The sequence below is a fragment of the Streptomyces lydicus genome (assembly GCF_000717345.1).
GTDB classification, from domain to species: domain Bacteria; phylum Actinomycetota; class Actinomycetes; order Streptomycetales; family Streptomycetaceae; genus Streptomyces; species Streptomyces lydicus.
This window is the reverse complement of the sequence record NZ_JNZA01000004.1, coordinates 23,169-44,460: the sequence shown is the minus strand read 5'-3', so window position 1 is coordinate 44,460 and position 21,292 is coordinate 23,169. Positions and strand designations below refer to the sequence as shown.

Here is a 21,292-nt window from a genome sequence, read left to right as displayed (position 1 = left end):
CACCCATGTACGCCACCGGCACCATGCTGCGGCAGTCCGCCGCGCTCGCCGCCGACATCGAGGGCCTGACCGGGCCGGTCGCCTCCCGGGTGGGGGAGGCCCTGGCCACCGTGCCCGGCGAGGCCCTGCGGCGGGTGGTCCTCGTCGGCAGCGGCGACTCCCACCACGCCGGCCGCGCCGCCCAGCTGGCCTTCTTACGCCTCACCGGACTCCCCTGCGAGGCGCTCGGCACCCAGCAGTTCCTCGACTACGGCATGCTCGGCCCGGCCAGCCCGCATGCCGCCACCCTCGTGGTCGCGGTGTCCGCCTCGGGCAGCAGCCCGCGGCTGGTGACCACCGTGCGGCGCGCCCGCGCCCACGGCTTCCCGACCCTGGCCGTCACCGGCCGCGCGGGCAGCGCCCTCGGCGAGGCGGCGGGACGGGAGGTGGCGGCCGCGCTCGGCCTGACGGAGCGCAGCCCCGGCATCCGCACCTACCAGGCCAGCCTGCTCGCCCTGCTGCTGCTCGCCGTGCGGCTGGGCGGCGTACGGCACGCACTGCCCGGCGGCGGCCCGGCGGCGGAGGACGCCCTGGTGGCGGAGATAGCGGCCACGGCGGACGCGGTACGCGCCACCGCGGACGCTGCCGACGGACCCTGCCGCGAGCTGGCGGCACGGCTGACGGAGGCCGGGCGTCCGTGGGCCCCCCTCGTCTTCGCGGGCACCGGCCCGGCCGGCGGCACCGCGATGTACGCCGCGGCCAAGGTGGTGGAGGCCGCCGGACTGCCCGCCTACGCCCAGGACCTGGAGGAGTACTGGCACATCGAGCGGTTCGCCGACCCCGCCGACGCACCGCTGGTCGTCCTCGCCCCACCGGGCCTCGGCCACCCGCGGGCGGCCGAGCTCGCCGCCGCGGCAACGGGGCGCGGGCGGCGGGTCATCGCGGTGACCGGCCCGGACGACACCGCCCTGACCGGTACCGCCTGGCACACCGTGCCGGTCACCGGGACGGCCCGTGAGGAGTGGTCGCCGCTGACCGGCCACGTCTTCGCCGGGCTCCTCGGCGCCCGGCTCGCCGACCGGCTGGACCGCACCCCCTTCTCCGGCGGCGGCCCGGACTGACCGGACCGGCGCCGCGCCCACCCAGCACGGCGACATCCACCGCGGCGGGACGACCGCGGCCGACGGCGCCCCGCACGGGGCGCACACCACCACGGGAGGCTGGCATGACCGACCATCACACGGCACCACCGGAGCCGACCGCACCCGGCCGGGTCCGGGCCGTCGTCACCGAGGAGTGGAGCGGGGCACTCGGCCTGCCGCAGTCCCCGCAACTCCGCGGCGACGAGGACTTCTTCGAGATCGGCGGCAACTCGATGCAGGCCATCGTCATGCTCGACCGCATCGGTGCCCGGCTGGCGGTGGAACCCTCGGTGGAGGCGCTCTACCTGGACGGCACCCTCGACGCCCTCGTCGAGCACTGCGAGGACGTCGTCAGGGAAGAGCACCGGGCCGGCGAGGTGACCGGCGGACGGGACACCGGACCGCGATGACCCTGCTACCGGGAAGCCGGCAGACCCGGGCCGCCGCCCTGCCCCGCACCGGCCGTCCGGCCGAGGACCTGGCCGGCGAGCTGGCCGCCCTGCGGACCGCCTGGCGGGTGCCGGGCGTCGCCGTGACCGTCGTGCACGGCGACGACGCGGCCGTCCTCGTCGACGGCACCCGCGACCCCGCCACCGGCGCCCCACTGACCGCGCGCACCCTCTTCCCCCTCGGGTCGCTCACCAAGAGCCTCATCGCGGCCCTGCTCGCCCGGCTCGTCGAACAGGGCCTGACCGGCTGGGAGACCGGCCAACTGACCGACGTGCTGCCGCACGGCGCGCCGCGCGCCGGCTACACCCTGACCCAGCTGCTCACCCACTCCTCCGGACTGCCCTCGTACGACATGCTGCTGGCCGGGTGCGCCGACACCGCCCCCGGCGAGGCGGCCCGGGGCCGGCTGCCGCACCTGGTGACGGTCCGCCCGCCCGGCGGCGACCGGTTCTCCTACAGCGACCTGGCCTACGTACTCGCCTGCCACCTCGCCGAGGAGGCCACCGGCCGGCCCTGGCACCGGCTCACCGGGGACCTCCTCGCCGACCTCGGCGTGCGCGACCCCGGCCCCGCGGGGGACGCCGCACGCGGCTACGAGCCGGACGGGAACGGCGGCTTCACCGACGCCGGTACGCCCCCGCTCTCCGGGCTCTCCACCGCCATCTCCGGCATCCGGGCGAGCGCCGAGGACATGGTCGCGCTGCTCCGCTTCCACCTGTCCGGGCACGGCGCGCGCGGCCGGCTGCTCGGCGCGCCCGTCCTGGAACATCTGCGCACCCCGCGCATGCCCGCCCCGACGACCTCCGCCAACCATCCGGCATGCGTGGCCGCGGACGGCTACGGATACGGCTGGCTGGTCGGCCGCTACCACGGTGAACGGGCCCTGGTGCACAGCAGCAGCGTCGGCGCGCTGCGCGGCATGACGGTCGTGCTGCCCGGCCGCGACCTGGCCGTCAACGTCTTCTGCAACACCGGCGTGCGGCACTCCCCGGGCCGCGCACACTGCTGCTTCCGCTGCGCCGTGGCGTTCTGCCTGATCGACGTCCTGAGCGGCCGGGAGACCGACACCGTGCGCCGGCTGCCGGTCGGCGAGCCCGAGCGGATGGCCGGCGTCGCGCCGGGCCCGGCGGCGGACCTGGACTCCCTGGCGACGCTGCCGGGCACGTACCACCACCCGGGATTCGGTGACCTGCGCATCGTGCCGGACGCGTCGGGGGCGGGCGCGGTGTTCCGGTACGGGCCCGTGGCGGGCCCGGTGCGGCGCACCGCACGCGGCGCCCTGTTCACGACGTGCCCCGCCGACCCCGGCCCGGTCGCGCTCACCCCCCTGGACCCGGACCGCGTCGCGGTGCGGATGGAACGCTCCGTACCGGCCTTCGAGTTCACCCGGACGGCGGCCTCATGACGGCGGGCGGCACCGCCGCGCCGCACGACCACCGGCCACGGACAACCCCCGTGCACGCCTTGCGTGTCCCCTCCGAAAGGTGTCAGTGCCATGACGTATTACACACGTGAGTTCTCCGTCTTCTTCGAGAGCTTCTACACCGGCTGGGTCCGCCACTACTCACCACGGCTCGCCACCTTCCTGCGCGAGTCGGCGCCGGACACCCGGTCCGTCCTGGACCTGTGCTGCGGCACGGGCGTCACCGCGGAAGTGCTGTGCGACGAGGGGTGGCGGGTCACCGGCGTGGACCGCTCCCCGGGCATGCTCGACGTGGCACGGCGCAAACTCGCCGGCCTCATGGACACCGGCCATCTCCGGCTGTCGGAACAGGACGCCCGGGACTTCTCCCTCCCGGAGCCGGTCGACGCCGCCGTTTGCCTGGACGGCGCCCTCAACCACCTCGACGCCCCCGGCGACCTGGAGCGCTGCTTCCACCGGGTCGGCGCGGCCCTGGCGGACGGCGGCCAGTTCCTGTTCGACGTCTTCGAGACCTCGCACTTCCGCCACTGGAACAACCTCACGCTGCTCGACGAGGACGCCGCCGTGATTGCCAAGAGGGGGGTGTGGGACGTGGATTCCGGCACCGGGATGCTGCGGGTCTCCGGGGTCGTGGAGGACGACGGCCGGCCGTACCGGGTGAACCAGACCCTGCGCAGCCGCTACTACGGGCCGGACGAGATCACCACCGCCCTCAAGAGTGCCGGACTCACCCCGGCGGACCACGACATCGAGGCGTCCTACGTCAAGTGCGAGTCGGGGTCCTGCTCCAGGACGCCGGCTCCCTGCCGCACCATCTACCGCGCCGTGAAGTCCCCCTCCCGGTAAGGGACGAGGGACCCGGACCGGTTGCACCGATCGCACAAGGAGAGTTCGCATGACCGAGTTCATGAAGTTCACCCCCGACGACGAAAACGAGGTCCATGACGTGGTGGACTTCAGCGACCCGGGCCGATGTCATGTCACACCCGTCATCCAGCTGCCCGCCGAGATCTCCCTCGCCATCACCGACGCCCTGGGCGGCGTGGTGCGCGCCGCGCACCGCACCCCGGCCGCGACCACGCAGAACGGGGACGGCATCCAGCGCGCCCAGACCTTCGAGGAGGGGGACGTCTACATGCTGGACGCCCCCTTCGACGGGTTCTTCGCCGACCGCTACCTCATGGACTTCTACGACGTCATCGACCGGGACATCTGCTCCCGGATGCACCTGCACACCGGGCTGCGCTTCGTGCGCATGATGACCGGCCCCGACACCCGCATCCGGGTGTCCAGCCTCTCGCCCATCGACGTGACCCACGTCGAGGGCGTCACGCCGTTCCGGCCGGAGGTGTTCGAGGACGCCGCCCCCGACGCCCCCGACGGCGTGCACCGCACCCGCTACAACCTGGTCGTCCCGGAGAACTCCTGGGCCGACATGCAGATCCCGCGCGGTGTCAGCCACCAGTTCAACGCGCACGGCCCGCACGCCGTCATCGACTCGGTGCACCCCGAGGAGTCCATCGAGACGTTCCGCGAGCGCATCAGCGGCTACAAGATGATGGCCCAGACGATATTCCTCGCCAAGGAACAGCCGGCCTCGGAAGCCTGCAAGCTCGACTGAGCCGCCCCGCCCGCCGGTAGCCACGGTGCCCCCGCGGCTACCGGCGGAGCGGTGGAACGGTCCCTCAGCCCGGGCCGGGGGAGAGGCGCCGGGCCATGACCCGCTCCCGGCTGCCGTCCGGCAGCACGTCGCCGAGCTGCCCGGTGTCCGCGAATCCGTGGCGCCGGTACAGCGCGACCGCGCGCGCGTTCCCGGGCGTGACCGCGAGCTCCACCACCTCGGCCCGCTCCCGCTCGGCCCACCCCACGACCGCCTCGATCAGACGGTCGCCCACGCCGCGCCCCCGGGCCTTCCCGGCGACCCACAGGGAGATCAACTCGACGACGCCGTCCCGCGAGCCGGGGACACCACTGGCCATCCCGGCCGGTTCCCCGTCCCACAGCGCGAGGAGGTTGTGCGAGCCGGGAACGCTCAGCCGGCCACGCCACCGCTCCTCCCGGTCGCCGTCACCCTGCCAGTCCGCCAGCGTGGACCCGAAGGCGTACGGCGCCTCGGCGAGCGCGGCCAGCCTCAGCTCGCGCCATCTGCCCCAGTCGTCCGGTGTCAGTACCACCAACTCGATCATGCACGGAGACTGCCCGGAACGGGCGCCGGCGGCAACTCCGTATCCGCGCGGTACGGCGTCGGCGTCACGGGGGCCGGCGCCGGGTCCCGGGGCGTCTCAGGGCAGCAGGGTGTCGAGGAAGGCGTTGGAGAACACCCGTGCCGGATCGTAGGAGTTGAGGGTGTCCCGGGCGGTGCGCCACTCGTCGAACGCGGCGGGCACGGTCCCGGCCAGCACCGCGGGGTCGGTCCACGGCCCGCCGTCCGTATAGGCCCATCCCTTGGACCACTCGGGGCGCACGGTCGCGTACCCGCCGGTGTACGTCTGCCAGATCCACTGCTCCATCTCACGGAAGAAGGGCGCCGCGCCGGGCGTGCCCGGATACGTGGCGAAGTCCAGCCACACCACCGTGTCCCACTCGGGGTGGTCGGCCCGGGCCCGGGCCGGGGAGAGCAGCGGACCGTCCACCGGGTCGGTCCCGGTGACGCGCAGCTCGATCGGGCCGTTGACGGGGTAGGAACCACGTCCCTGATAGGCCGTCAGCACCTTCTGGTATTGGGCGTGGAAGTCGCTCACCACGCGCTGCACCTGGCTCCGGGAGGTCAGGACCGCCCACCCCGCCTCGACGATCCGCAGGGTGGTGGGCTCGACGTACAGCAGGCTGTTCCTCGACCATCCCCAGACGTCCCAGGTGCCGGTGACGATCAGCCCGGACCCGACGATGGACATGGCGAGCTTGGTGAAGGCCGGCGTCCGGTCGCCCCCGCCCGCCGCGATCTCCCCGAGAAGCTTCGACATGTCCTCGGTGACCCGGTTGGCGAAGCTGTACGGATACGGCGCGTCGATCCGCTTGGCCAGCAGCGGCTTGGCCGGTGCCACGCTCCAGACCTTCAGCCACGGCACGTCCGTGAACGGGAACCAGATCGCCTCGACGCGGCCGGTGCGCTCCACGTAGGAACTGAGCGTCCGGCCGCCCGTGCCCGGCGCGCCGAAGACCGTGCCCACGTTGACGTCGTACCAATTCTGGCAGCGCAGGCGGGTGTTGGCGGCGGCGGTCAGCGTCACCTGGGTGACGAAGGCGCGGCCCAGATGGACGAGGAAGGCACGGAGGTCGGGGTCGGAGCGGGTGAACGTCCGCAGCACGTAGCGGCCCTGCGCCGCGCTCCACACCACGGCGGTGAGCGAGCTGACCAGCGAGCTGAGCGTGCCGAAGCCGGAACCGGCCGGCGGGTGTTCGGTGGCGGTGGGCAGCCCGGTGCCGTGGGCGCCGATGGCGAGCACCCCGCCGACGGTGAGGTCACCGGGCGCCGGCATGGTGGCGAGGCCGAGCCCCGCCTCCTCCAGGCGGGCGAGCACGGTGTCGAGGGTCGCCCCCGTCTGCGCGGTGACGCTCCCCGGGCTGCCGTCCCGCACGCTGACCGCGGTGAGGTGGGAGGTGGTGTCGACGAGGACGGTGCGGGAGGTGTCGGCGCCGGCCGGTAACACCAGCGGCGACCAGGTGTGGCCCTTGCCCCGGGCCCGGAGCCGGTAGCCGTGCTCGTGCGCCCAGTTCGCGAGGGCCACCACGTCGTCGGGGGTGCGGGCCGCAGCGGTCCAGACGTTCTCGACGATGATCTCCAACGACCAGTTGCGGAAGGTCTGTTGGGCGAGCGGGATGCCGGCCGGGAAGTCGGGCGGCGGGGTGAGGGTGGAGGCGGCGCTGCCCGCGGGGATGCCGGGGGCGGTGCGCGGCCCGGCCGTTGCGGCGAGGCCCGCGGCAGCCGCGGTGAGCAGCGTGCGACGGGTGAGGGAGCTTCTTCGAGCGCTGTCGTCGGACATGGCTGTCCTTCCGGCGCGCGGCGCGCCGGCCCCGCTGCACCGCGCACGGATCGTAGGGGTGAGACCGTACGAGCGCCCCGGTGCGGTGGGGGTGCCGGAAGGGTAGGGTGACGGGCCGTCAGTAGCAAGGGTCGTGCAGGCAACGGCGGCCGCGGGCCCGTCGGTGGGCGCGGCGGCCGGCGCGTCGGGCGGCACCGCGGCGCGGTGTCCTATCTGCCCCAGATCTTGCGGTACGCCGCGCGGTAGCCGGGCGGATCCCAGGTGGTGGCCCCGCGGCTGTTGGCGGCCGTGGAGAGGTGCACGGACGCCACGTAGCCGCTGTCGGGTCTGCCGGCGAAGGCGCGGTTGAACTCGTCGAGGATCTGCCAGCCCTGCTGGGAGAACGGCTCGGGCACGGTGGCGGCCTGGAACTCCCGGCTGTTGATGCGCTGGAAGGCGGACGGATCGCCGTCCCCGGCACCGATGTTGAAGGGCGGGCCGGCGCCCTTCTTCCGGGCCGCGCGCAGGGCCGGGGCGGCGTCGGCGAAGTACACGTCGTTGATGGCGACGGAGTGCGTCCACCGGTCCCCGAACCGGGAGAGCAGGGACGAGACCTCCTGGGGGGTGCGGCTGCTGGTGTCCGGGAGCGGGATGTTCTCCTCGGCCAGCAGCTTCAGGCCGCGACAGGTGGCGAGATCCTTCTTGATCAGTTCGGACTTGTTCCTGGCGAACGGGATCGAGGCATCGGTGAACACCACCACTCCGGCGGTGCCGTGGGAGTGTGCGATCACCCAGTCCGCGCTGATCCTCGCGACGTCCTGGACCCAGGTGGTGATGTTGGTGAAGAGCGCGGGGTCCTTGCTCGGGCCGGGGGAGTCGACCGCGTGCCAGCCGATGAGCGGCAGGTGTTCCGCCTCGGCCCGCGCGACCTGCTGCGCCGTCAGACGGGGATCGAAGCCGCCGATCACGATGCCCGACGGACGGAGGGCGAGGGCCTGGCTGAACGCCGCCTGGATCCCGGCGGGGGTGCCCTGGCCGTCGATCACCCGGACCCGCCAGCCGATGACCTTCGCGGCCTCCGCCATGCCCCTGGCGGCGCCCGCGACACCGGGGTTGGTCATGCTCTGCGCGACGTAGACGATGTCCTTGCCGGAGGCCGCCCGGGGACCAGTGGTCGGGCCGTGCCAGGCGGAGCGGACCTGCTGGGCCCGCTGCACGGACTGCCGCGCGCCGGCCAGAACGGTGGGGCAGCCGTTGCGTGCCGGTCCCGGCGCGTACGGTCCGGCGCCGGCCGACGTGCCCCGCTCGCAGCCGAGGAGGGCGGTGGCCGCCAGCACCAGCAGGACGGCGCCGTTCCGGGCGGCCTTGCGGGAGGGATGCACGGGGGCTCCTTGCGGAAGGACGGCAGGGACTACGGGCGAGCAGGGACGACGGGGGCGGCGGGACGCGGGGCGGTCAGGGCGCCTGCGCGGCTTCCGGGGCTTCCGGGGTGGTGGTGGCACGGCGGCGGCGCAGCTGCCGGCGCGCGGCGTAACCGGCCATGCCGACGGCGATGAGCAGGGTCACGCCGTTGAACAGCGGGGTGACCCAGAACTGCGCGCCGAGTTGGCCGATACCGGCGAGGCCGACGGCGAGGATGCTGACGGCGACCAGGGTGCCCAGGGCGTTCGGGCGGCCGGGCCGGATCGCGGTGGAGCCGAGCAGGGCGCCGACGAACGCCGGCAGCAGGTAGTCCAGGCCGACGCTGGGGTTGCCGATCCGCTGCTGCGCGGCGAGCAGGAAACCGGCGATGCCGACGAGCAGGCCCGAGCCGGCGAAGGCGAGCACGACGTAGCGCCGGGCGGGGATGCCGACCAGCTCCGCGGTCCGGGGGTTGGCGCCGATGACGTACAGGTACCGGCCGAGCGGCAGCCGTTCCAGCAGCAGCCACAGCGCGGCGGTGAGGGCGAGGACGTAGAAGGCGGGGACGGGCAGGCCGAGGAACCGCGAGTCGTACAGGTCGGTGAAGGCGGCCGGCAGGCCGTGCGGCCCGGGAACGATCCGCGCCCCGTTGGTGATCCAGCCGGTGACGGCGTACAGGATGCTGCCGGTGCCCAGGGTGGCGATAAAGGAGTTGATCTTCGCGAATTCGACGACGACACCGTTGAAGGTGCCGACCAGCGCCCCGCCGGCGGCCACCACCAGGCAGACCAGCGGCCAGGGCCACCCCTCGTTGACGAGGAGCTGCATGGTCATGACGTGCCCGAGCCCGAGGCCGTAGCCGAGGGACAGGTCGAACTTGCCGGTGGCGATGGGGATCATCGCGCCGAGCGCCAGGATCGCGGGGATCGACTGGTTGGACAGCACGGCGGAGATGTTGTCCAGGGTGGGGAAGGTGTCCGGCAGGGCGAGCGAGAAGGCCAGGAACAGCAGGGCGGTCAGGGCCAGCAGCCCGTAGGCGCCGATGAGGTGTCCGATGCGGTGGACCGGCCAGGAGCGCGGGGAACGGGCCACGGTCACGTCGTCCCGGTGAGGGCGGGCATCGCCGAGGAGGCGCGGGCCAGCCCGCCCACGGTCAGGGACGCACCGCTCAGCTCCGTCGTCATCGCCCCGCGGACGAACACCAGCGCCCGGTGGCACACCTCGGCGACCTCCTCGAAGTCGGTGGACAGCAACAGCACGGCCAGGCCCTCGTCCAGCGCCTCCTGCAGCAGGCGGTAGAGCGCCGCCTTGGCGCCCACGTCCACCCCCGCGGTCGGCTCTTCGAGGATCAGCAGCCGCCGGCTCGTGCGGAGTCCCCGGCCGACCAGGACCTTCTGCTGGTTCCCACCGGAGAGGGTGGCGATCGGCGCTTCGGTGTCCCCGGGGTGCACCGAGAACCGCCGGACCAGGGCCGCGGCCTCGGCCCGCTCGCGCCGCGGGCTGACCCAGCGCCAGGCCGGCCGCCCGGCCGCCCGCGGGTTGGCCAGGAAGTTCTCCCGTACGGTCAGTTCGGCGGCGCAGCCCTCCTCCTGGCGGTTGCTGGTCACCAGGCCCACGCCGGACGCGACGGCCGCCGCGACCGAACGCGGCGCGTACGGCCGCCCGTCGAGCGACGCCCGGCCGCCCAGCAGCGGCCCGGAACCGGCGAGCGCGCGGCCCAGTTCCCGGTGTCCGGCGCCGGTGAGCCCCACCATGCCGAGGATCTCCCCGGCGCGCACGTCCAGGCTGACCGGCGCGGTGTTCTCGGTACGGACCTCGCGCAGCCTCAGCACGACCGGGCCGGCGGCCGGGGCGAACCGGTGGCCGCCGGGGTGGTGGCCCACGATGTCCTGCACCAGCCGCGCCGGACTGTGCCCGGCGAGCGGGCCCCGGCGCACGAGGCGACCGTCGCGCAGTACGGCGAAGGAGTCGGCGACCTGGTACACCTCGTCCAGCCGGTGGGTGACGTGCACGAGGGCGTGGCCCCGGTCGCGCAGGGCGTGCAGCACGTCGAAGAGCCGGGCGCAGTCTGCCGCCGGCAGACTGGCGGTCGGTTCGTCGAGGACGAGGAGTTCGGCGTCGGTGGCCAGCGCGCGGGCGATGGCCACCAGCGAGCGTTCGGCACGCGGGAGGCCGGCGACGGTGGCGCGCGGGTCGAGGTGCGCGGCGACGAGGTCCAGCGCCGCGGCGCCCCGCCGGCGGGTCGCCCGCCAGGAGATCAGCCCCGCACGGCGCGGATAGCCGGTGCCCAGCGCGATGTTCTCGGCCACCGTCATCCACTCGACCAGTCCCAGGTCCTGGTGGATGAACGCCATGGTGCGGGAGGCCGCCTCGCTGCCGAGCGGATGCCCGGCGACGGTCACCTCGCCCTCGTCCGCGCGGTGGATGCCCGCGAGCACCTTGATGAGGGTGGACTTTCCGGCGCCGTTGGGCCCGAGCAGGGCGAGCACACTGCCCGCGTGGATGTCGAGGTCGACGGCGTCCAGCGCGACGGTGCCGCCGAACCGCTTGCCGAGACCGCGTATGCGGACGAGGGGCGCGGGGCCGTGGCGGGACGGAGCGTGATTCTCGGGAGCGTCGTGCACGGACTTCTCCGGGGGTCGGCCTCGGTTCTTCCCGACGGCATCGGTACTGCCGGTGAGGGCTGTGACCGGTGAACGCGTCGCGGTGTTCCTCGCGGCGCACACCACCTGCTACCGCCTTTCGGTCATGCTACGACCCCCTTTGGCCGTGATGCCGGACAGGCTGTCAGATGGCGGGAATGTCGTGAAGATAGCTTTCGGCGGCGTCCGACCGGCCGCTGGTCGCGTCGAGCGCGCACTCCGCCCAGATGACCTTCCCGTCCGCGGTGTACCGCGTCCCCCAGGTCTGGGCGAGCTGGGCGACGAGGAACAGGCCGCGGCCGCCCTCGTCCGTGGTGGCCGCCCGGCGCAGGTGCGGAGCGGTGCTGCTGGTGTCGGCGACCTCGCAGGTGAGCGTGCGGTCGTGGAGCAGACGGACCTGGATGGGACCGCTGCCGTAGCGGATGGCGTTGGTGACCAGCTCGCTGAGCAGCAGTTGGGTGGCGTACACGACCTCGTCCAGACCCCATTCGGACAGCCGGCGGGTGACGGCGGCCCGGATGTCGCGGACGCGCGACGGGTCGGTGGGCAGCTCCCAGGTGGCGATCCGGCCGGGAGCCAGCGCGTGGGTACGGGCGACGAGCAGGGCGATGTCGTCCGTCGGATGCAGCGGCACCACGCTGTGGCACACCGCGTCACAGGTGTCCTCCGGAGCGCGGTTCGGCTGCGCCAGGACCCGCCCCAGCTGGTCGAGCGCCGTGTCGAGGTCGCGCCGCCGGTCCGCGACCAGCCCGTCGGTGTAGAGGACGAGCTGGCTGCCCTCGGGGAGGTGGAACGCGGCGGTCTCGAACGGCAGCCCGCCCAGGCCCAGCGGCGGCCCCGCCGGCAGGTCGGGAAAGGTGACCGAGCCGTCCGGAGCGACCAGCGCGGGCGGCGGGTGGCCGGCCCGGGCCATGACGCACTGCTGCGAGGTGGGGTCGTAGATGGCGTACAGGCAGGTCGCGCCGATGATGCCGGTACCGCCGGCGGACGGGTCCTCGAATCCCTCGTCCCGGTCGAGACGCCCCACCAGATTGTCGAGGTGCGTCAGGAGTTCGTCCGGGGCGAGGTCCAGTTCGGCGAAGTTGCGTGCCGCGGTACGCAACCGGCCCATGGTGGCGGCGGCGTGCAGGCCGTGGCCGACGACGTCCCCGACGACGAGGGCGACGCGCGTGCTCGACAGCGGAATGACGTCGAACCAGTCGCCGCCCACACCCGACGCGGCCGGCATGTACCGGTGGGCGACCTCGACGGCGTTCTGCTCGGGGAAGCTGTGCGGCAGCAGGCTGCGCTGGAGGGCCAGCACCATGGAGTGCTCGCGGGTGTAACGGCGGGCGTTGTCAATGCAGATGGCGGCACGGGTGGCGAGCTCCAGCGCCAGGGAACGGTCGTCGTCCCCGTAAGGCGCCGGGTCCCGCGAGCGGTAGAAACTCGCGACGCCCAGGGCGATCCCGCGGGCCAGCAGGGGCACGGCGACGAGGGAGTGCACCCCGTGGTCGAGAATGCTCCGGGCGTGCTCGGGGTTCTGGGCGATCCACCCCGCGGCGCTGCTCAGCTCGGGTTCGAGCACCGGCTGGCCGTCGGCCAGCGCGCGCAGCTGGGGGGTGGTGGAGCGCAGCTCGACCCGTTCACCGGCCGGGTAGAAGGGGCAGTCCGCGCGAAAGCCGTGCACCACGGTGCGGTGCAGGCCGGTACGGGGGTCGCTGGGCTCCTCGCCGCGCAGCACCGTGGGGGACAGGTCGATGGTGACGAAGTCGGCCAGGCGCGGCACGGCCATCTCGGCGAGTTCCCGGGCCGTGCCGGCCACGTCCAGGGTGGTGCCGATACGGGTGCTGGCCTCGGACAGCAGCTCCAGGCGGCGCCGGGCGGCCACCGCGTACCTGCCCACTTCCGGCTCGCCCACCATGATCAGCCCGCCGGGCTCCCGGCCGGTGGCGTCGCCGGTCGTGCCGGGCGTACGGGCCGTCGTGACCGGCCGGCCGGTCACGCCGTCGGGGCTCCGCGGCGGCGGCCGGTCGGTGGGCGCCCCCGGCTGCTGTGCCGGGCCGCCCGGTGCCTCGGCGTCGACGGGGACGGCGAGGCGCTGACCGGGGGCGAAGACCGCTTCGATCGCGACGCCCTCCACCCCGGAGGGGCTGGTCACCGGGTGGCTCAGCAGGGTGACCTGCCGGCCGCCGGGCAGCCACACGTCGACGGCGGCCCGCTGGGCCGCGGAGATCAGGCCGGCGGCCTGCTCCTTCAGGACCGTCTCGTCGCGCCGGTCCAGACCGCGCGCGCCGAGCCCGGCCGGCTGCCCGTCCGCGCCCCTGCCGCCGGCCGGCGCGCGGCGCTGCCTGGCGTCGAGGTACGCCTGCAGCAGGGCGCGCTCACGCGCCGAACTCTGCTTCAGCAACCGTCGTTCGATGGCGCCGGCCGCCCGGCGGATCAGGAGGTTCAGCTCCGCGTCCGCCTCCGCGTCGGCGAGCGGGTAGCCGAAGCAGAGAATGCCCTCGATCCGCCCACTGAGCGGGTCCCGTACGGGAATTGCCGAGCAGGCATTCGCCTGGGCGCGCTCCGCGAAGTGCTCGGCGCCGTAGACGTTGATCAGCTGTCGTTCCGCGAGGGCGAGGCCGATGCCGTTGGTCCCGGCGAACTGCTCGGCGAACACGAAGCCCGGGACGCTCTGGATCGCGGCCAGCTGGCGGGCCATGGCGGGGCTGCCGAACCGGCGTTGCAGCACCGCCCCGTGGCCGTCGGCGAGGGACACGTTCATGTTCATCCCGGCGAAGCGCGCCTCCAAGCGGTCCATTACGGGGCGGGCGGCGCTGACGAGCCGGCCCTCCAGGTCGATGTCCGGGCGGTAGGGCAGGTCGCAGGCATCCGGTGAGAGCCCCAGCTCCTGGGAACGCTGCCACGAACTGAGGATCGGGCTGCGCACGGCCCCCTCGACCGTCCCGCCGCGAAGGAACTGCTCACGGACGCGCGCGGGGCCGCTGCCCACACCCACGACCCCCATCCGAACCACTTCCCTCATCGGTACCGGCCCGGCCGCCCGCACCCCGGAGCAGCTGTGCCATTGGCCCCAATTGTAGATGTTTGTACATCTCGCGGCTGATCACGAAGGGGGGCGAAAGGCGGGCGGGCCGCCCGCCCCCGGACCTGCGGCCGCCGCGCGCCGGCCGGTCACAGGACCGCGACCGGATTGACCGGCGAGCCGGTCCCACCGGGGACGTTCAGGGGCGCCACCACCAGCAGGAACGCGTACCGGCCCGTCTCGCCGCCGGCCACCGAGAGCGCCTCCAGGTCGAGGTTGTCCAGCAGCGGGACCCCCATCGCCGCGATCGCCAGCGCGTGAACCGGGGAATGCACACCGTCGACCGGTGAGGGCCGTACGTCACTGTCCCCGTCACCCCCGAGCAGGGCGATGCCGCGCTCCGCCAGCAGCGGCACGGCGTCCACATGCAGACCGGCGCTCGCCGTGCCGGGGTCCCAGGCGCCCCGTTCCCGGCGGCGCCGCAGGCCACCGCACCGCAGCAGCACCGCGTCGCCCTCCTCGACCGTCACGCCGAGCGCCCGCTCCGCGGCCACGAGGTCCTCGGCGTGCACGGCCTGCCCGGGCTCCAGCCAGTCGACCCCCAGGACCCTGGGCAGGTCCAGGAGCACCCCCCTGGTGACGAGGGCACCGAGCGCGGAGACGGCACCGAAGCGGGCACCCGCGGCACCGACCAGGTCGCGCGCCGTACCGCCGTCGTAGAGGCACCCGCGGTAGGCGACGTGGGCCAGCGCGTCCAGGTGGCTGACGGCCTTGCCGTGGAAGTCGACGGCGAGGAAGTCCTTGTGAGTGGCCGGTTCCGGCGCCTCCACGTCACCGAGGTCGGACATGTAGTGCAGGGCGGGCCTGCTGTTGTCCGGCCCGGCCACGGTGTCCCAGGGGCGCGCCATCGGGACGACCGTCCCGGACCGGACCAGCGCCGCGGCCCGCCGTACCCGGTCCGCGGTGATCCGGTTGCAGGCGCCACGGTCGGCGGGGGTCCAGCGGCCCCAGGTGCGGACCGACGCGAACAGCGCGTCGAACTCCGCACGGGAGACGGCCGGCCCGTTGCCCGCCCGGTCCGGCGGGGGCACCGGCACCTCGCCGGCACTGCCGGTCATCTGCGGCTCCGGCCCATGAGTCGCTCCTTCCCCACGGTCCGCCGCCTACGGCCTGCCTCCGCCCCTGTCAGCCATCATCCCCCCGGCCGTGGCGTGCCGCAGTGCCCGCGCGGGCCGCGTCCGGCGCGGGATGCAGCGGTGGTCGGCACTCCGTAAGCTCGGGTACGGGAGTGCTCGTCGGCGGGCCTGGTGCCCTCGGGCACCCTTGCTGCCGACGTCCTGACGGGGAGCCGTCCGTGACCACACCGCGGGATCTGCTGATCATTGCCCTGGACGAGGAGTCCAGCCGCCCCTTGGAGCGCGGCGACCTGTCGCTCGCGCTCGCCGGGGCCGAGCTGACCGACCTCCTGAACGCGCAGGCGGTAAGCCTGGACGGCGCTCACCTCGTGCCCGGCTACCGGCCGACCATCGCCGACCGCCTCCTGGACGAGGCGGCGGGCTCCCTGGTGGACCGGACGCCGTACGAGTCGGTCGACGACTGGCTGTGGCGCAGGGGTCGCGATCTGTCCACGGCCTACCTCGCCGCCTTCGAGGAGGAGGGGCAGCTCACCCGGCAACGGCGCCGCGGCCGGCGGCCCTTCAGAGGCAGCGAGATGGTGCTGGCCGACACCCCCGCCCGGCGCGCCGCGACGGACCGCTGGGCGGCGGAGGAGCCCGTCCTGGTCACCCTCGCGGCGTCCCTCGGCATCGGCGACGAGCGCACCGACAGCCCCCCGGACGTGCCCGAGGGCGCGGTGGCGACGGTGCTCGGCGCGGTCGATGACGCACTGCGCCAGCTGGAGTTCGAGCGGCAGCGGCGCGCCCTCGACAAGGCCGCCTTCGACAACGTGTGGCGCGGCCCCGGCGGCGACTGACCGCTACCGCACCAGACAGGGACGCTTGCTGTCGAAGGTCCAGCCGGGCACGAGGTACCGCATCCCGGCCGCGTCGTCCCGCGCCCCCAGCGCCTTCTCCCGGTACAGCTCGTGCGCAGCCAGCAGCCGGTCCATGTCGAGCCGGATGCCGAGGCCCGGGGCGCTCGGGAGGGCGATCTCACCGCCGACGATGCGCGGAGGGTCGACGGTGAGCCGCTCCAGGCCCTCCTGCCAGATCCAGTGCGTGTCCAGGGCGTTGTACTCCCCGGGCGCCGCGGCCCCGCAGTGCGCCACCATGGCCAGCGAGATGTCGAAGTGGTTGTTCGAGTGGCATCCCCAGGTCAGGCCCATCGCATGGCAGAGCTGGGCGACCCGTACCGAGCCCCGCATGGTCCAGAAGTGCGGGTCGGCAAGCGGGATGGACACGCTCTGCAGGGCCAGGGCGTGGGTCAGCTGCCGCCAGTCCGTCGCGATCATGTTGGTGGCCGTGGGGAGGCCGGTGGCGCGCCGGAACTCGGCCAGGACCTCGCGGCCCGAGTAACCGTTCTCGGCGCCGCACGGGTCCTCGGCGTACGCGAGGGTGCCGACCAGCGGCCGGCACAGCTCGATCGCCTCCGGCAGCGACCACGCGCCGTTGGGGTCGAGGGTGATCCGCGCCTCGGGGAAGCGGTCCTTGAGCCTGCGGATCGCCTTGACCTCCTCGCTGCCGTCCAGCACCCCGCCCTTGAGCTTGAAGTCCCGGAAGCCGTAGAGGTCGTGGCCGGCCTCGGCCTGACGCACGATCGCCTCGGCGGTCAGCGCCTCCTCGTGGCGGATCCGGTACCACTTCACGGGGGAGTCCGGTTCGCGTACGTACTCCAGGTCGGTGCGGTCGGGGTCGCCCACGTAGAAGAGGTAGCCGAGGACGCGTACCGACGCACGCTGCTGCCCCTCTCCGAGCAGGGCCGCCACCGGGACGTCGAGGTGCTGCCCCAGGAGGTCCAGCAGACCCGCCTCGACGGCGGTGACGGCGTGGACGGTGGTGCGCTGGTCGAAGGTCTGCGGGCCTCTGCCGCCGGCGTCCCGGTCGCCGAACCGCGCGCCGATCTCCCGCAGCACGCGCTGGTAGTCGCCCACCTTGGCGCCGACGACGAGGGACTCGGCGTCGCGCAGCGTCCGCGTGATCTGCTCCCCGCCCGGTACCTCGCCGAGCCCCGTACGGCCCTCCGAGTCCTTCAGGACGACCACGTTGCGGGTGAAGAAGGGGCCGTGCGCGCCGGAGAGGTTCAGCTCCATCGAGTCCCGGCCGGCGACGGGGTACACGGAGAACTCGGTGACGGTCGGCTGGTTGTCGTTCCTCATGAGGGTTCCTTTACGTCCTGGTCTCAGCGGGGTTCCGCATGTGCGAAGGTCAGAGGGCGAGGGCGTCGAGGGTCCACTCGACGGCGAGTACGCCGCCCAGGCCGAGGACCGCGAGCACGGTCGTGTATGTCGTCCGCGCCTTGATCGCGTCGAGGACCGACAGGTTGAAGTACTCCTTGAACATCCAGAACCCGGGGTCGTTGACGTGGCTGAAGGCGATCGAGCCGCAGGAGACGGCGAGCACCATGAGCTCGGGGTGGACACCGCTGCCCGCCAGGAGCGGCTGCACCACGCCGGCCGCCGTGACCACCGCGACCGTCGCCGACCCGAGCGCGATGCGGAGGATGACCGCGACGAGCCAGGCCAGCAGGATCGGTGAGACGGGCCAGCTGTGGGTGACGTCCTTGATGTAGTCCGATATCCCGGCCTCGACGAGGACGTTCTTGAACGCGCCACCCGCACCGATCACCAGCAGGATCATGGCCATGGCCTTGGCCGACGAGGTGCACGACGCACTGACCTCGTCCAGTCCGCGGCCGATCCGCGGGCCGAACGCCCAGACGGCGAGGAGCAGGGTCAGCAGCAGGGCGATCGGGGCGGAGCCGAGGAAGGAGACGACGGGCAGCACCGGGTTGGGCCCCGGCACGGCCATCTTGGCCACCGCGGCACCCGCGATCAGCACGACCGGGAACAAGGCCACCAGCATCGACCAGGCCATGCCCGGCATCTCGTCCTCGTCGAACACCCGCTCCGTGACCAGCCCGTGAGGGATGGTGGGGTTCATCTTCCGGATGAACGGCAGCCGCGGCCACACCAGGGCGACGAGCGCGCCGAACGGCACGGCGAAGAAGAGGCCGTAGAACAGCGTGTGGCCCACCGAGGCGTGGAAGGTGGCGGCGACGGCGGTGGGGCCGGGGTGCGGCGGCAGGAAACTGTGCATGGTGGACAGGGCGATCGACATCGGGAGCCCCACCCACAACAGGTTCTTGCGGGTGACCCGGACGAGGGTGAACGCCACGGGCACGATGATGACGAAGGCGACCTCGTAGAACATGGTCACCCCGATGAGCATGGCCGTCACGACCATGGCGACCTGCACGAAGCGGAGCCCGAAGGCGTCGACGAGCCGGTTCGCGACGCGCTGGGCGGCGCCCGAGTCGCCCATGACGCGGCCCACAATGGCGCCGAGCCCGACGACGAGCATCGTGTCGCCTATCTGGCCGCCGACGCCCTCCGCGAGGACGTCCGGGATCTTCTCGACCGACACCCCCTCGACCAGTGCGACCCCGACGGCCACCAGGAGCAGGGCGATGAAGCCGTTGAGTTTCAGCTTCGTCATGAGGAACAGCAGGATCAGTACGCTGATGCCGACGACAACAAGAGGCATGGGTCAGTTCCCCTTTGAACTGCGCTCAGAAAGGTGCCCTCCGGTCCGTCGGACGTGGCACGGGCCGGGGGCGAGGAAGTGCGGGGGGTGACGTGCGGGCGGTGCGCGGCAGGGCGTGGCTCAGTCCGCGGATCCCACCAGCTCAAGCCCGGTGGCCAGCAGCTTCTCCAGCTCGTCCAGGTCCTCCGGGCCGGGGTCGGTGAGCGGGGCGCGGACCGGGCCGACGGGCCTGCCGCGCAGCCGGGCGGCGGCCTTGACCAGGGAGACCGCATAGCCGGGCACCCGGTCGCGCAACTCGACCAGCGGGACGTAGAAGCCGCGCAGCAGTGCGTCGGCGGTGGCCCGGTCGTCGTCCCGCACCGCGGTGAAGAAGGCGTCGGCGATCTCGGGAGCGAAGGCGTGCACCGCCGAGGAGTAGGCGGGCACGCCGACCGCGGCGTAGGCCCGGGCCTGTAGTTCGGCGGTGGCGGCCCCGTTGAAGAAGAGCAGGTGATCGGGCGCGGACAGGGTCAGGCGCTGCAGGCGGTCCAGGTCGCCGTGCCCGTCCTTGAGGCCGATGACGGTGGGGAGTTCGGCGATCCGGCGCAGGCTCTCGACGGTGAACGCCACCTGGTCGCGCTGGTAGGCGATGAGCGGCAGCCGGGTCCCGGCGGCGATCCGGCGCAGCTGCTCGACCAGGCCCCGCTGGGGGGCCTGGAGGAGATAGTGGGGGAGCACCAGCGCGGCGTCCGCACCGGCCTCCTCCGCGATCCGGGCGAACCGCAGGGCCTGCGCCCAGCCGTAGCCGAGTCCGGCGACGACCGGCAGCCGTCCGGCGGCCACCTCGACCGCCGCGGTGACGACCTGGCGGTACTCGTCCTCGTCCAGTGCCGTGAACTCGCCCGTGCCGCAGGCCGGGAAGACGGCGCCGGGGGAGGTGGCCAACTGCTGGGCCAGGTAGGCGCGGTAGGCGTCCAGGTCGAGGCTGCCGTCGGGGCGGAAGCTGGTGAGCGGGAAGGACAGCACGCCGCGCACCATGCCGTCGCGTAGCCGGCTGGCCACGTCCTGAGCCGCCGCGTTCAGTGACATGAACTAGCCTCCAAGTACATGGACTTGATTTACATATGAAGATGGAGGCTAAGGTCAGGCACCCGGCGGGTCAATGGGTGTATCACCATGGATTCCGGGGGCGCCCCAAGTCAGGCCGTACGCAGGTCCTGAGAGAAGGAGGCGCCGGTCCCGTCGCCCTGTTCAGAAGGGGGAACGGGCCCGCGTCACGCGAACCCGGAACGCACCGCGACGACCGGGCCGGGCACGACGGCGACGGACGTGGGGCACCCGCTGCGCGCCGCGGCACGTGCGGCAGGATGGCAGCGCGGGTGGGACGTCCGCGGACGTCCCGGCGCATTCACAATCCTAGAGACAAGCAGGTGTCAAGGTGACGCAACATCACAAACGGTGCACGACGGAGGCGTTCGTTCGCTCAGCGGGAGCCGGCCGGTGAACCGTGACCTCACACCGCATGACGTGATCTTCGCCGGGGCCGCGCTGGCCGCCGGTCTCGCCGCCGGCCTGTTGCTGCGCATCGCCCTGCGCTGGCTGGGCAAGCACGCGCGCCGGACGCGGTGGAGCGGGGACGACGTCATCGTGGACGCGCTGCGGTCCGTGGTGCCCTGGGCCGCGATCTGCGCCGGCCTGGCGGCGGCCGCCGCGGTGCTGCCGTTCACGGCGACGGTCCGGCACAACGTCAACCGGACGCTGACCGTGGTGTTCATCTTCGTGGTCACCTTCACCGCCGCGCGGGTGATCACCAGCCTGGTGAAGTCCCTGGCCCAGTCCAGGTCCGGAGTGGCGGGCTCGGCCACCATCTTCGCCAACATCACCCGCATCGTGGTGCTGGCGATGGGCATGCTCGTCGTGCTCCAGACGCTGGGCATCTCCATAGCCCCCCTGCTCACCGCCCTGGGGGTGGGCGGTCTCGCGGTGGCACTGGCGCTGCAGGACACCCTCGCGAACCTCTTCGCCGGTGTGCACGTCCTCGCGTCGAAGACGGTGCAGCCCGGCGACTACATCCGCCTCAGCAGCGGCGAGGAGGGCTACGTCGTCGACATCAACTGGCGCAACACCGTGGTGCGTCAGCTCTCCAACAACCTGGTGATCATCCCCAACGCCCAGCTGGCCGGCACCAACATGACCAACTTCACCCGGCCGGAACAGCAGTTGTCGATCCTGGTGCAGGTCGGCGTCGGCTACGACAGCGACCTGGAACACGTCGAGCGGGTCACCACCGAGGTCGTCGCGAGCGTGATGACCGACATCACCGGGGCCGTCCCCGACCATGAACCGGCCGTCCGCTTCCACACGTTCGGAGACTCCAGGATCGGCTTCACGGTGATCCTCGGGGTCGGCGAATTCAGCGACCAGTACCGGATCAAGCACGAGTTCATCAAGCGGCTGCACCAGCGCTACCGGGACGAGGGCATCAGGATTCCCGCCCCGGCGCGGACCGTGGCCCTGCAGCAGGCGGACGGCATCGCGATCCCGCACCAGCGGGGAACCTCGGACCTGGTGCCGTAGCGACCGCGCGCTGCCGGGCCGGCCGGG

17 protein-coding genes are annotated in these 21,292 nt (G+C 73.2%); 7 read left to right on the top strand and 10 right to left on the bottom strand.

From position 1 onward, the window contains the following. The first annotated feature begins 5 nt into the window (after window positions 1-5). The 5 genes from OO62_RS04355 to OO62_RS04335 all read left to right on the top strand — a co-directional run bounded on the left by OO62_RS04355 (window position 6) and on the right by OO62_RS04335 (window position 4,615). Window positions 6-1,100 carry an SIS domain-containing protein gene (locus OO62_RS04355; RefSeq protein ID WP_033265844.1) on the top strand — a complete coding sequence of 365 codons (1,095 nt, stop codon included), beginning with the start codon at window positions 6-8 and terminating at the stop codon, window positions 1,098-1,100. A gap of 104 nt (window positions 1,101-1,204) precedes the next feature. Beyond that, window positions 1,205-1,531, top strand: a complete 327-nt coding sequence (locus OO62_RS04350) for an acyl carrier protein (RefSeq protein WP_033265843.1) — start codon at window positions 1,205-1,207, stop codon at window positions 1,529-1,531. Continuing rightward, on the top strand, window positions 1,528-2,976 hold the full coding sequence (locus OO62_RS04345; protein WP_033265842.1) for a serine hydrolase domain-containing protein: 1,449 nt from the start codon (window positions 1,528-1,530) through the stop codon (window positions 2,974-2,976). Before OO62_RS04350 ends, OO62_RS04345 begins: the two co-directional genes overlap by 4 nt. Window positions 2,977-3,066: 90 nt before the next feature. Continuing rightward, window positions 3,067-3,840 (top strand): class I SAM-dependent DNA methyltransferase, encoded by a 774-nt coding sequence (locus OO62_RS36895; RefSeq protein WP_051732667.1) that lies wholly within the window; start codon window positions 3,067-3,069, stop codon window positions 3,838-3,840. Window positions 3,841-3,889: 49 nt separating this feature from the next. Continuing rightward, window positions 3,890-4,615 (top strand): hypothetical protein, encoded by a 726-nt coding sequence (locus OO62_RS04335; RefSeq protein ID WP_228332377.1) that lies wholly within the window; start codon window positions 3,890-3,892, stop codon window positions 4,613-4,615. 64 nt (window positions 4,616-4,679) lie between these two features. Here the strand turns inward: OO62_RS04335 and OO62_RS04330 are convergent, their stop codons facing one another. The 7 genes from OO62_RS04330 to OO62_RS04300 form a co-directional block, all read right to left on the bottom strand. Beyond that, complete coding sequence (locus OO62_RS04330) at window positions 4,680-5,180, bottom strand: GNAT family N-acetyltransferase (protein ID WP_033265841.1); 501 nt, start codon at window positions 5,178-5,180, stop codon at window positions 4,680-4,682. A gap of 96 nt (window positions 5,181-5,276) precedes the next feature. Further along, window positions 5,277-6,977: a cholesterol oxidase substrate-binding domain-containing protein gene (locus OO62_RS04325; RefSeq protein WP_033265840.1), complete on the bottom strand. Its 1,701-nt coding sequence runs from the start codon at window positions 6,975-6,977 to the stop codon at window positions 5,277-5,279. 209 nt (window positions 6,978-7,186) lie between these two features. Next, complete coding sequence (locus OO62_RS04320) at window positions 7,187-8,338, bottom strand: substrate-binding domain-containing protein (protein WP_033265839.1); 1,152 nt, start codon at window positions 8,336-8,338, stop codon at window positions 7,187-7,189. 73 nt (window positions 8,339-8,411) lie between these two features. Next, window positions 8,412-9,449: an ABC transporter permease gene (locus OO62_RS36330; protein WP_106974810.1), complete on the bottom strand. Its 1,038-nt coding sequence runs from the start codon at window positions 9,447-9,449 to the stop codon at window positions 8,412-8,414. Window positions 9,450-9,451: 2 nt separating this feature from the next. Next, window positions 9,452-10,981, bottom strand: coding sequence for a sugar ABC transporter ATP-binding protein (locus OO62_RS04310; RefSeq protein WP_033265838.1), 1,530 nt, complete (start codon window positions 10,979-10,981; stop codon window positions 9,452-9,454). 163 nt (window positions 10,982-11,144) lie between these two features. Continuing rightward, window positions 11,145-13,991 carry a SpoIIE family protein phosphatase gene (locus tag OO62_RS04305; RefSeq protein WP_033265837.1) on the bottom strand — a complete coding sequence of 949 codons (2,847 nt, stop codon included), beginning with the start codon at window positions 13,989-13,991 and terminating at the stop codon, window positions 11,145-11,147. 167 nt (window positions 13,992-14,158) lie between these two features. After that, entirely contained in the window at window positions 14,159-15,127 is a 969-nt protein-coding gene (locus tag OO62_RS04300) for a cyclase family protein (protein WP_033265836.1), read from the bottom strand. Between the two features lie 236 nt (window positions 15,128-15,363). Between OO62_RS04300 and OO62_RS04295 the strand changes: the two genes are divergently transcribed. Next, the gene (locus OO62_RS04295) at window positions 15,364-15,981 is read left to right on the top strand and encodes a GOLPH3/VPS74 family protein (protein ID WP_033265835.1); all 618 of its coding nucleotides are present in this window, start codon (window positions 15,364-15,366) and stop codon (window positions 15,979-15,981) included. A gap of 3 nt (window positions 15,982-15,984) precedes the next feature. Here the strand turns inward: OO62_RS04295 and OO62_RS04290 are convergent, their stop codons facing one another. The 3 genes from OO62_RS04290 to OO62_RS04280 all read right to left on the bottom strand — a co-directional run bounded on the left by OO62_RS04290 (window position 15,985) and on the right by OO62_RS04280 (window position 19,777). Then, window positions 15,985-17,322, bottom strand: a complete 1,338-nt coding sequence (locus OO62_RS04290; RefSeq protein ID WP_033265834.1) for an enolase C-terminal domain-like protein — start codon at window positions 17,320-17,322, stop codon at window positions 15,985-15,987. Window positions 17,323-17,371: 49 nt separating this feature from the next. Next, entirely contained in the window at window positions 17,372-18,709 is a 1,338-nt protein-coding gene (locus OO62_RS04285; RefSeq protein ID WP_033265833.1) for a gluconate:H+ symporter, read from the bottom strand. Window positions 18,710-18,829: 120 nt separating this feature from the next. Continuing rightward, window positions 18,830-19,777, bottom strand: coding sequence for a 5-dehydro-4-deoxyglucarate dehydratase (locus OO62_RS04280; RefSeq protein ID WP_033265832.1), 948 nt, complete (start codon window positions 19,775-19,777; stop codon window positions 18,830-18,832). Between the two features lie 411 nt (window positions 19,778-20,188). On the opposite strand from OO62_RS04280, the gene OO62_RS04275 reads away from it, so the two are divergent. Continuing rightward, window positions 20,189-21,265, top strand: a complete 1,077-nt coding sequence (locus OO62_RS04275) for a mechanosensitive ion channel family protein (RefSeq protein ID WP_033265831.1) — start codon at window positions 20,189-20,191, stop codon at window positions 21,263-21,265. Window positions 21,266-21,292 lie beyond the last annotated feature (27 nt).

Coding starts and splice junctions, on each gene's coding strand:
- OO62_RS04355 (WP_033265844.1), top strand. CDS start 6: ATGTACGCCACCGGCACCATGCTGCGGCAGTCCGCCGCGCTCGCCGCC.
- OO62_RS04350 (WP_033265843.1), top strand. CDS start 1,205: ATGACCGACCATCACACGGCACCACCGGAGCCGACCGCACCCGGCCGG.
- OO62_RS04345 (WP_033265842.1), top strand. CDS start 1,528: ATGACCCTGCTACCGGGAAGCCGGCAGACCCGGGCCGCCGCCCTGCCC.
- OO62_RS36895 (WP_051732667.1), top strand. CDS start 3,067: ATGACGTATTACACACGTGAGTTCTCCGTCTTCTTCGAGAGCTTCTAC.
- OO62_RS04335 (WP_228332377.1), top strand. CDS start 3,890: ATGACCGAGTTCATGAAGTTCACCCCCGACGACGAAAACGAGGTCCAT.
- OO62_RS04330 (WP_033265841.1), bottom strand. CDS start 5,180: ATGATCGAGTTGGTGGTACTGACACCGGACGACTGGGGCAGATGGCGC.
- OO62_RS04325 (WP_033265840.1), bottom strand. CDS start 6,977: ATGTCCGACGACAGCGCTCGAAGAAGCTCCCTCACCCGTCGCACGCTG.
- OO62_RS04305 (WP_033265837.1), bottom strand. CDS start 13,991: ATGGGGGTCGTGGGTGTGGGCAGCGGCCCCGCGCGCGTCCGTGAGCAG.
- OO62_RS04300 (WP_033265836.1), bottom strand. CDS start 15,127: ATGACCGGCAGTGCCGGCGAGGTGCCGGTGCCCCCGCCGGACCGGGCG.
- OO62_RS04290 (WP_033265834.1), bottom strand. CDS start 17,322: ATGAGGAACGACAACCAGCCGACCGTCACCGAGTTCTCCGTGTACCCC.
- OO62_RS04285 (WP_033265833.1), bottom strand. CDS start 18,709: ATGCCTCTTGTTGTCGTCGGCATCAGCGTACTGATCCTGCTGTTCCTC.
- OO62_RS04280 (WP_033265832.1), bottom strand. CDS start 19,777: ATGTCACTGAACGCGGCGGCTCAGGACGTGGCCAGCCGGCTACGCGAC.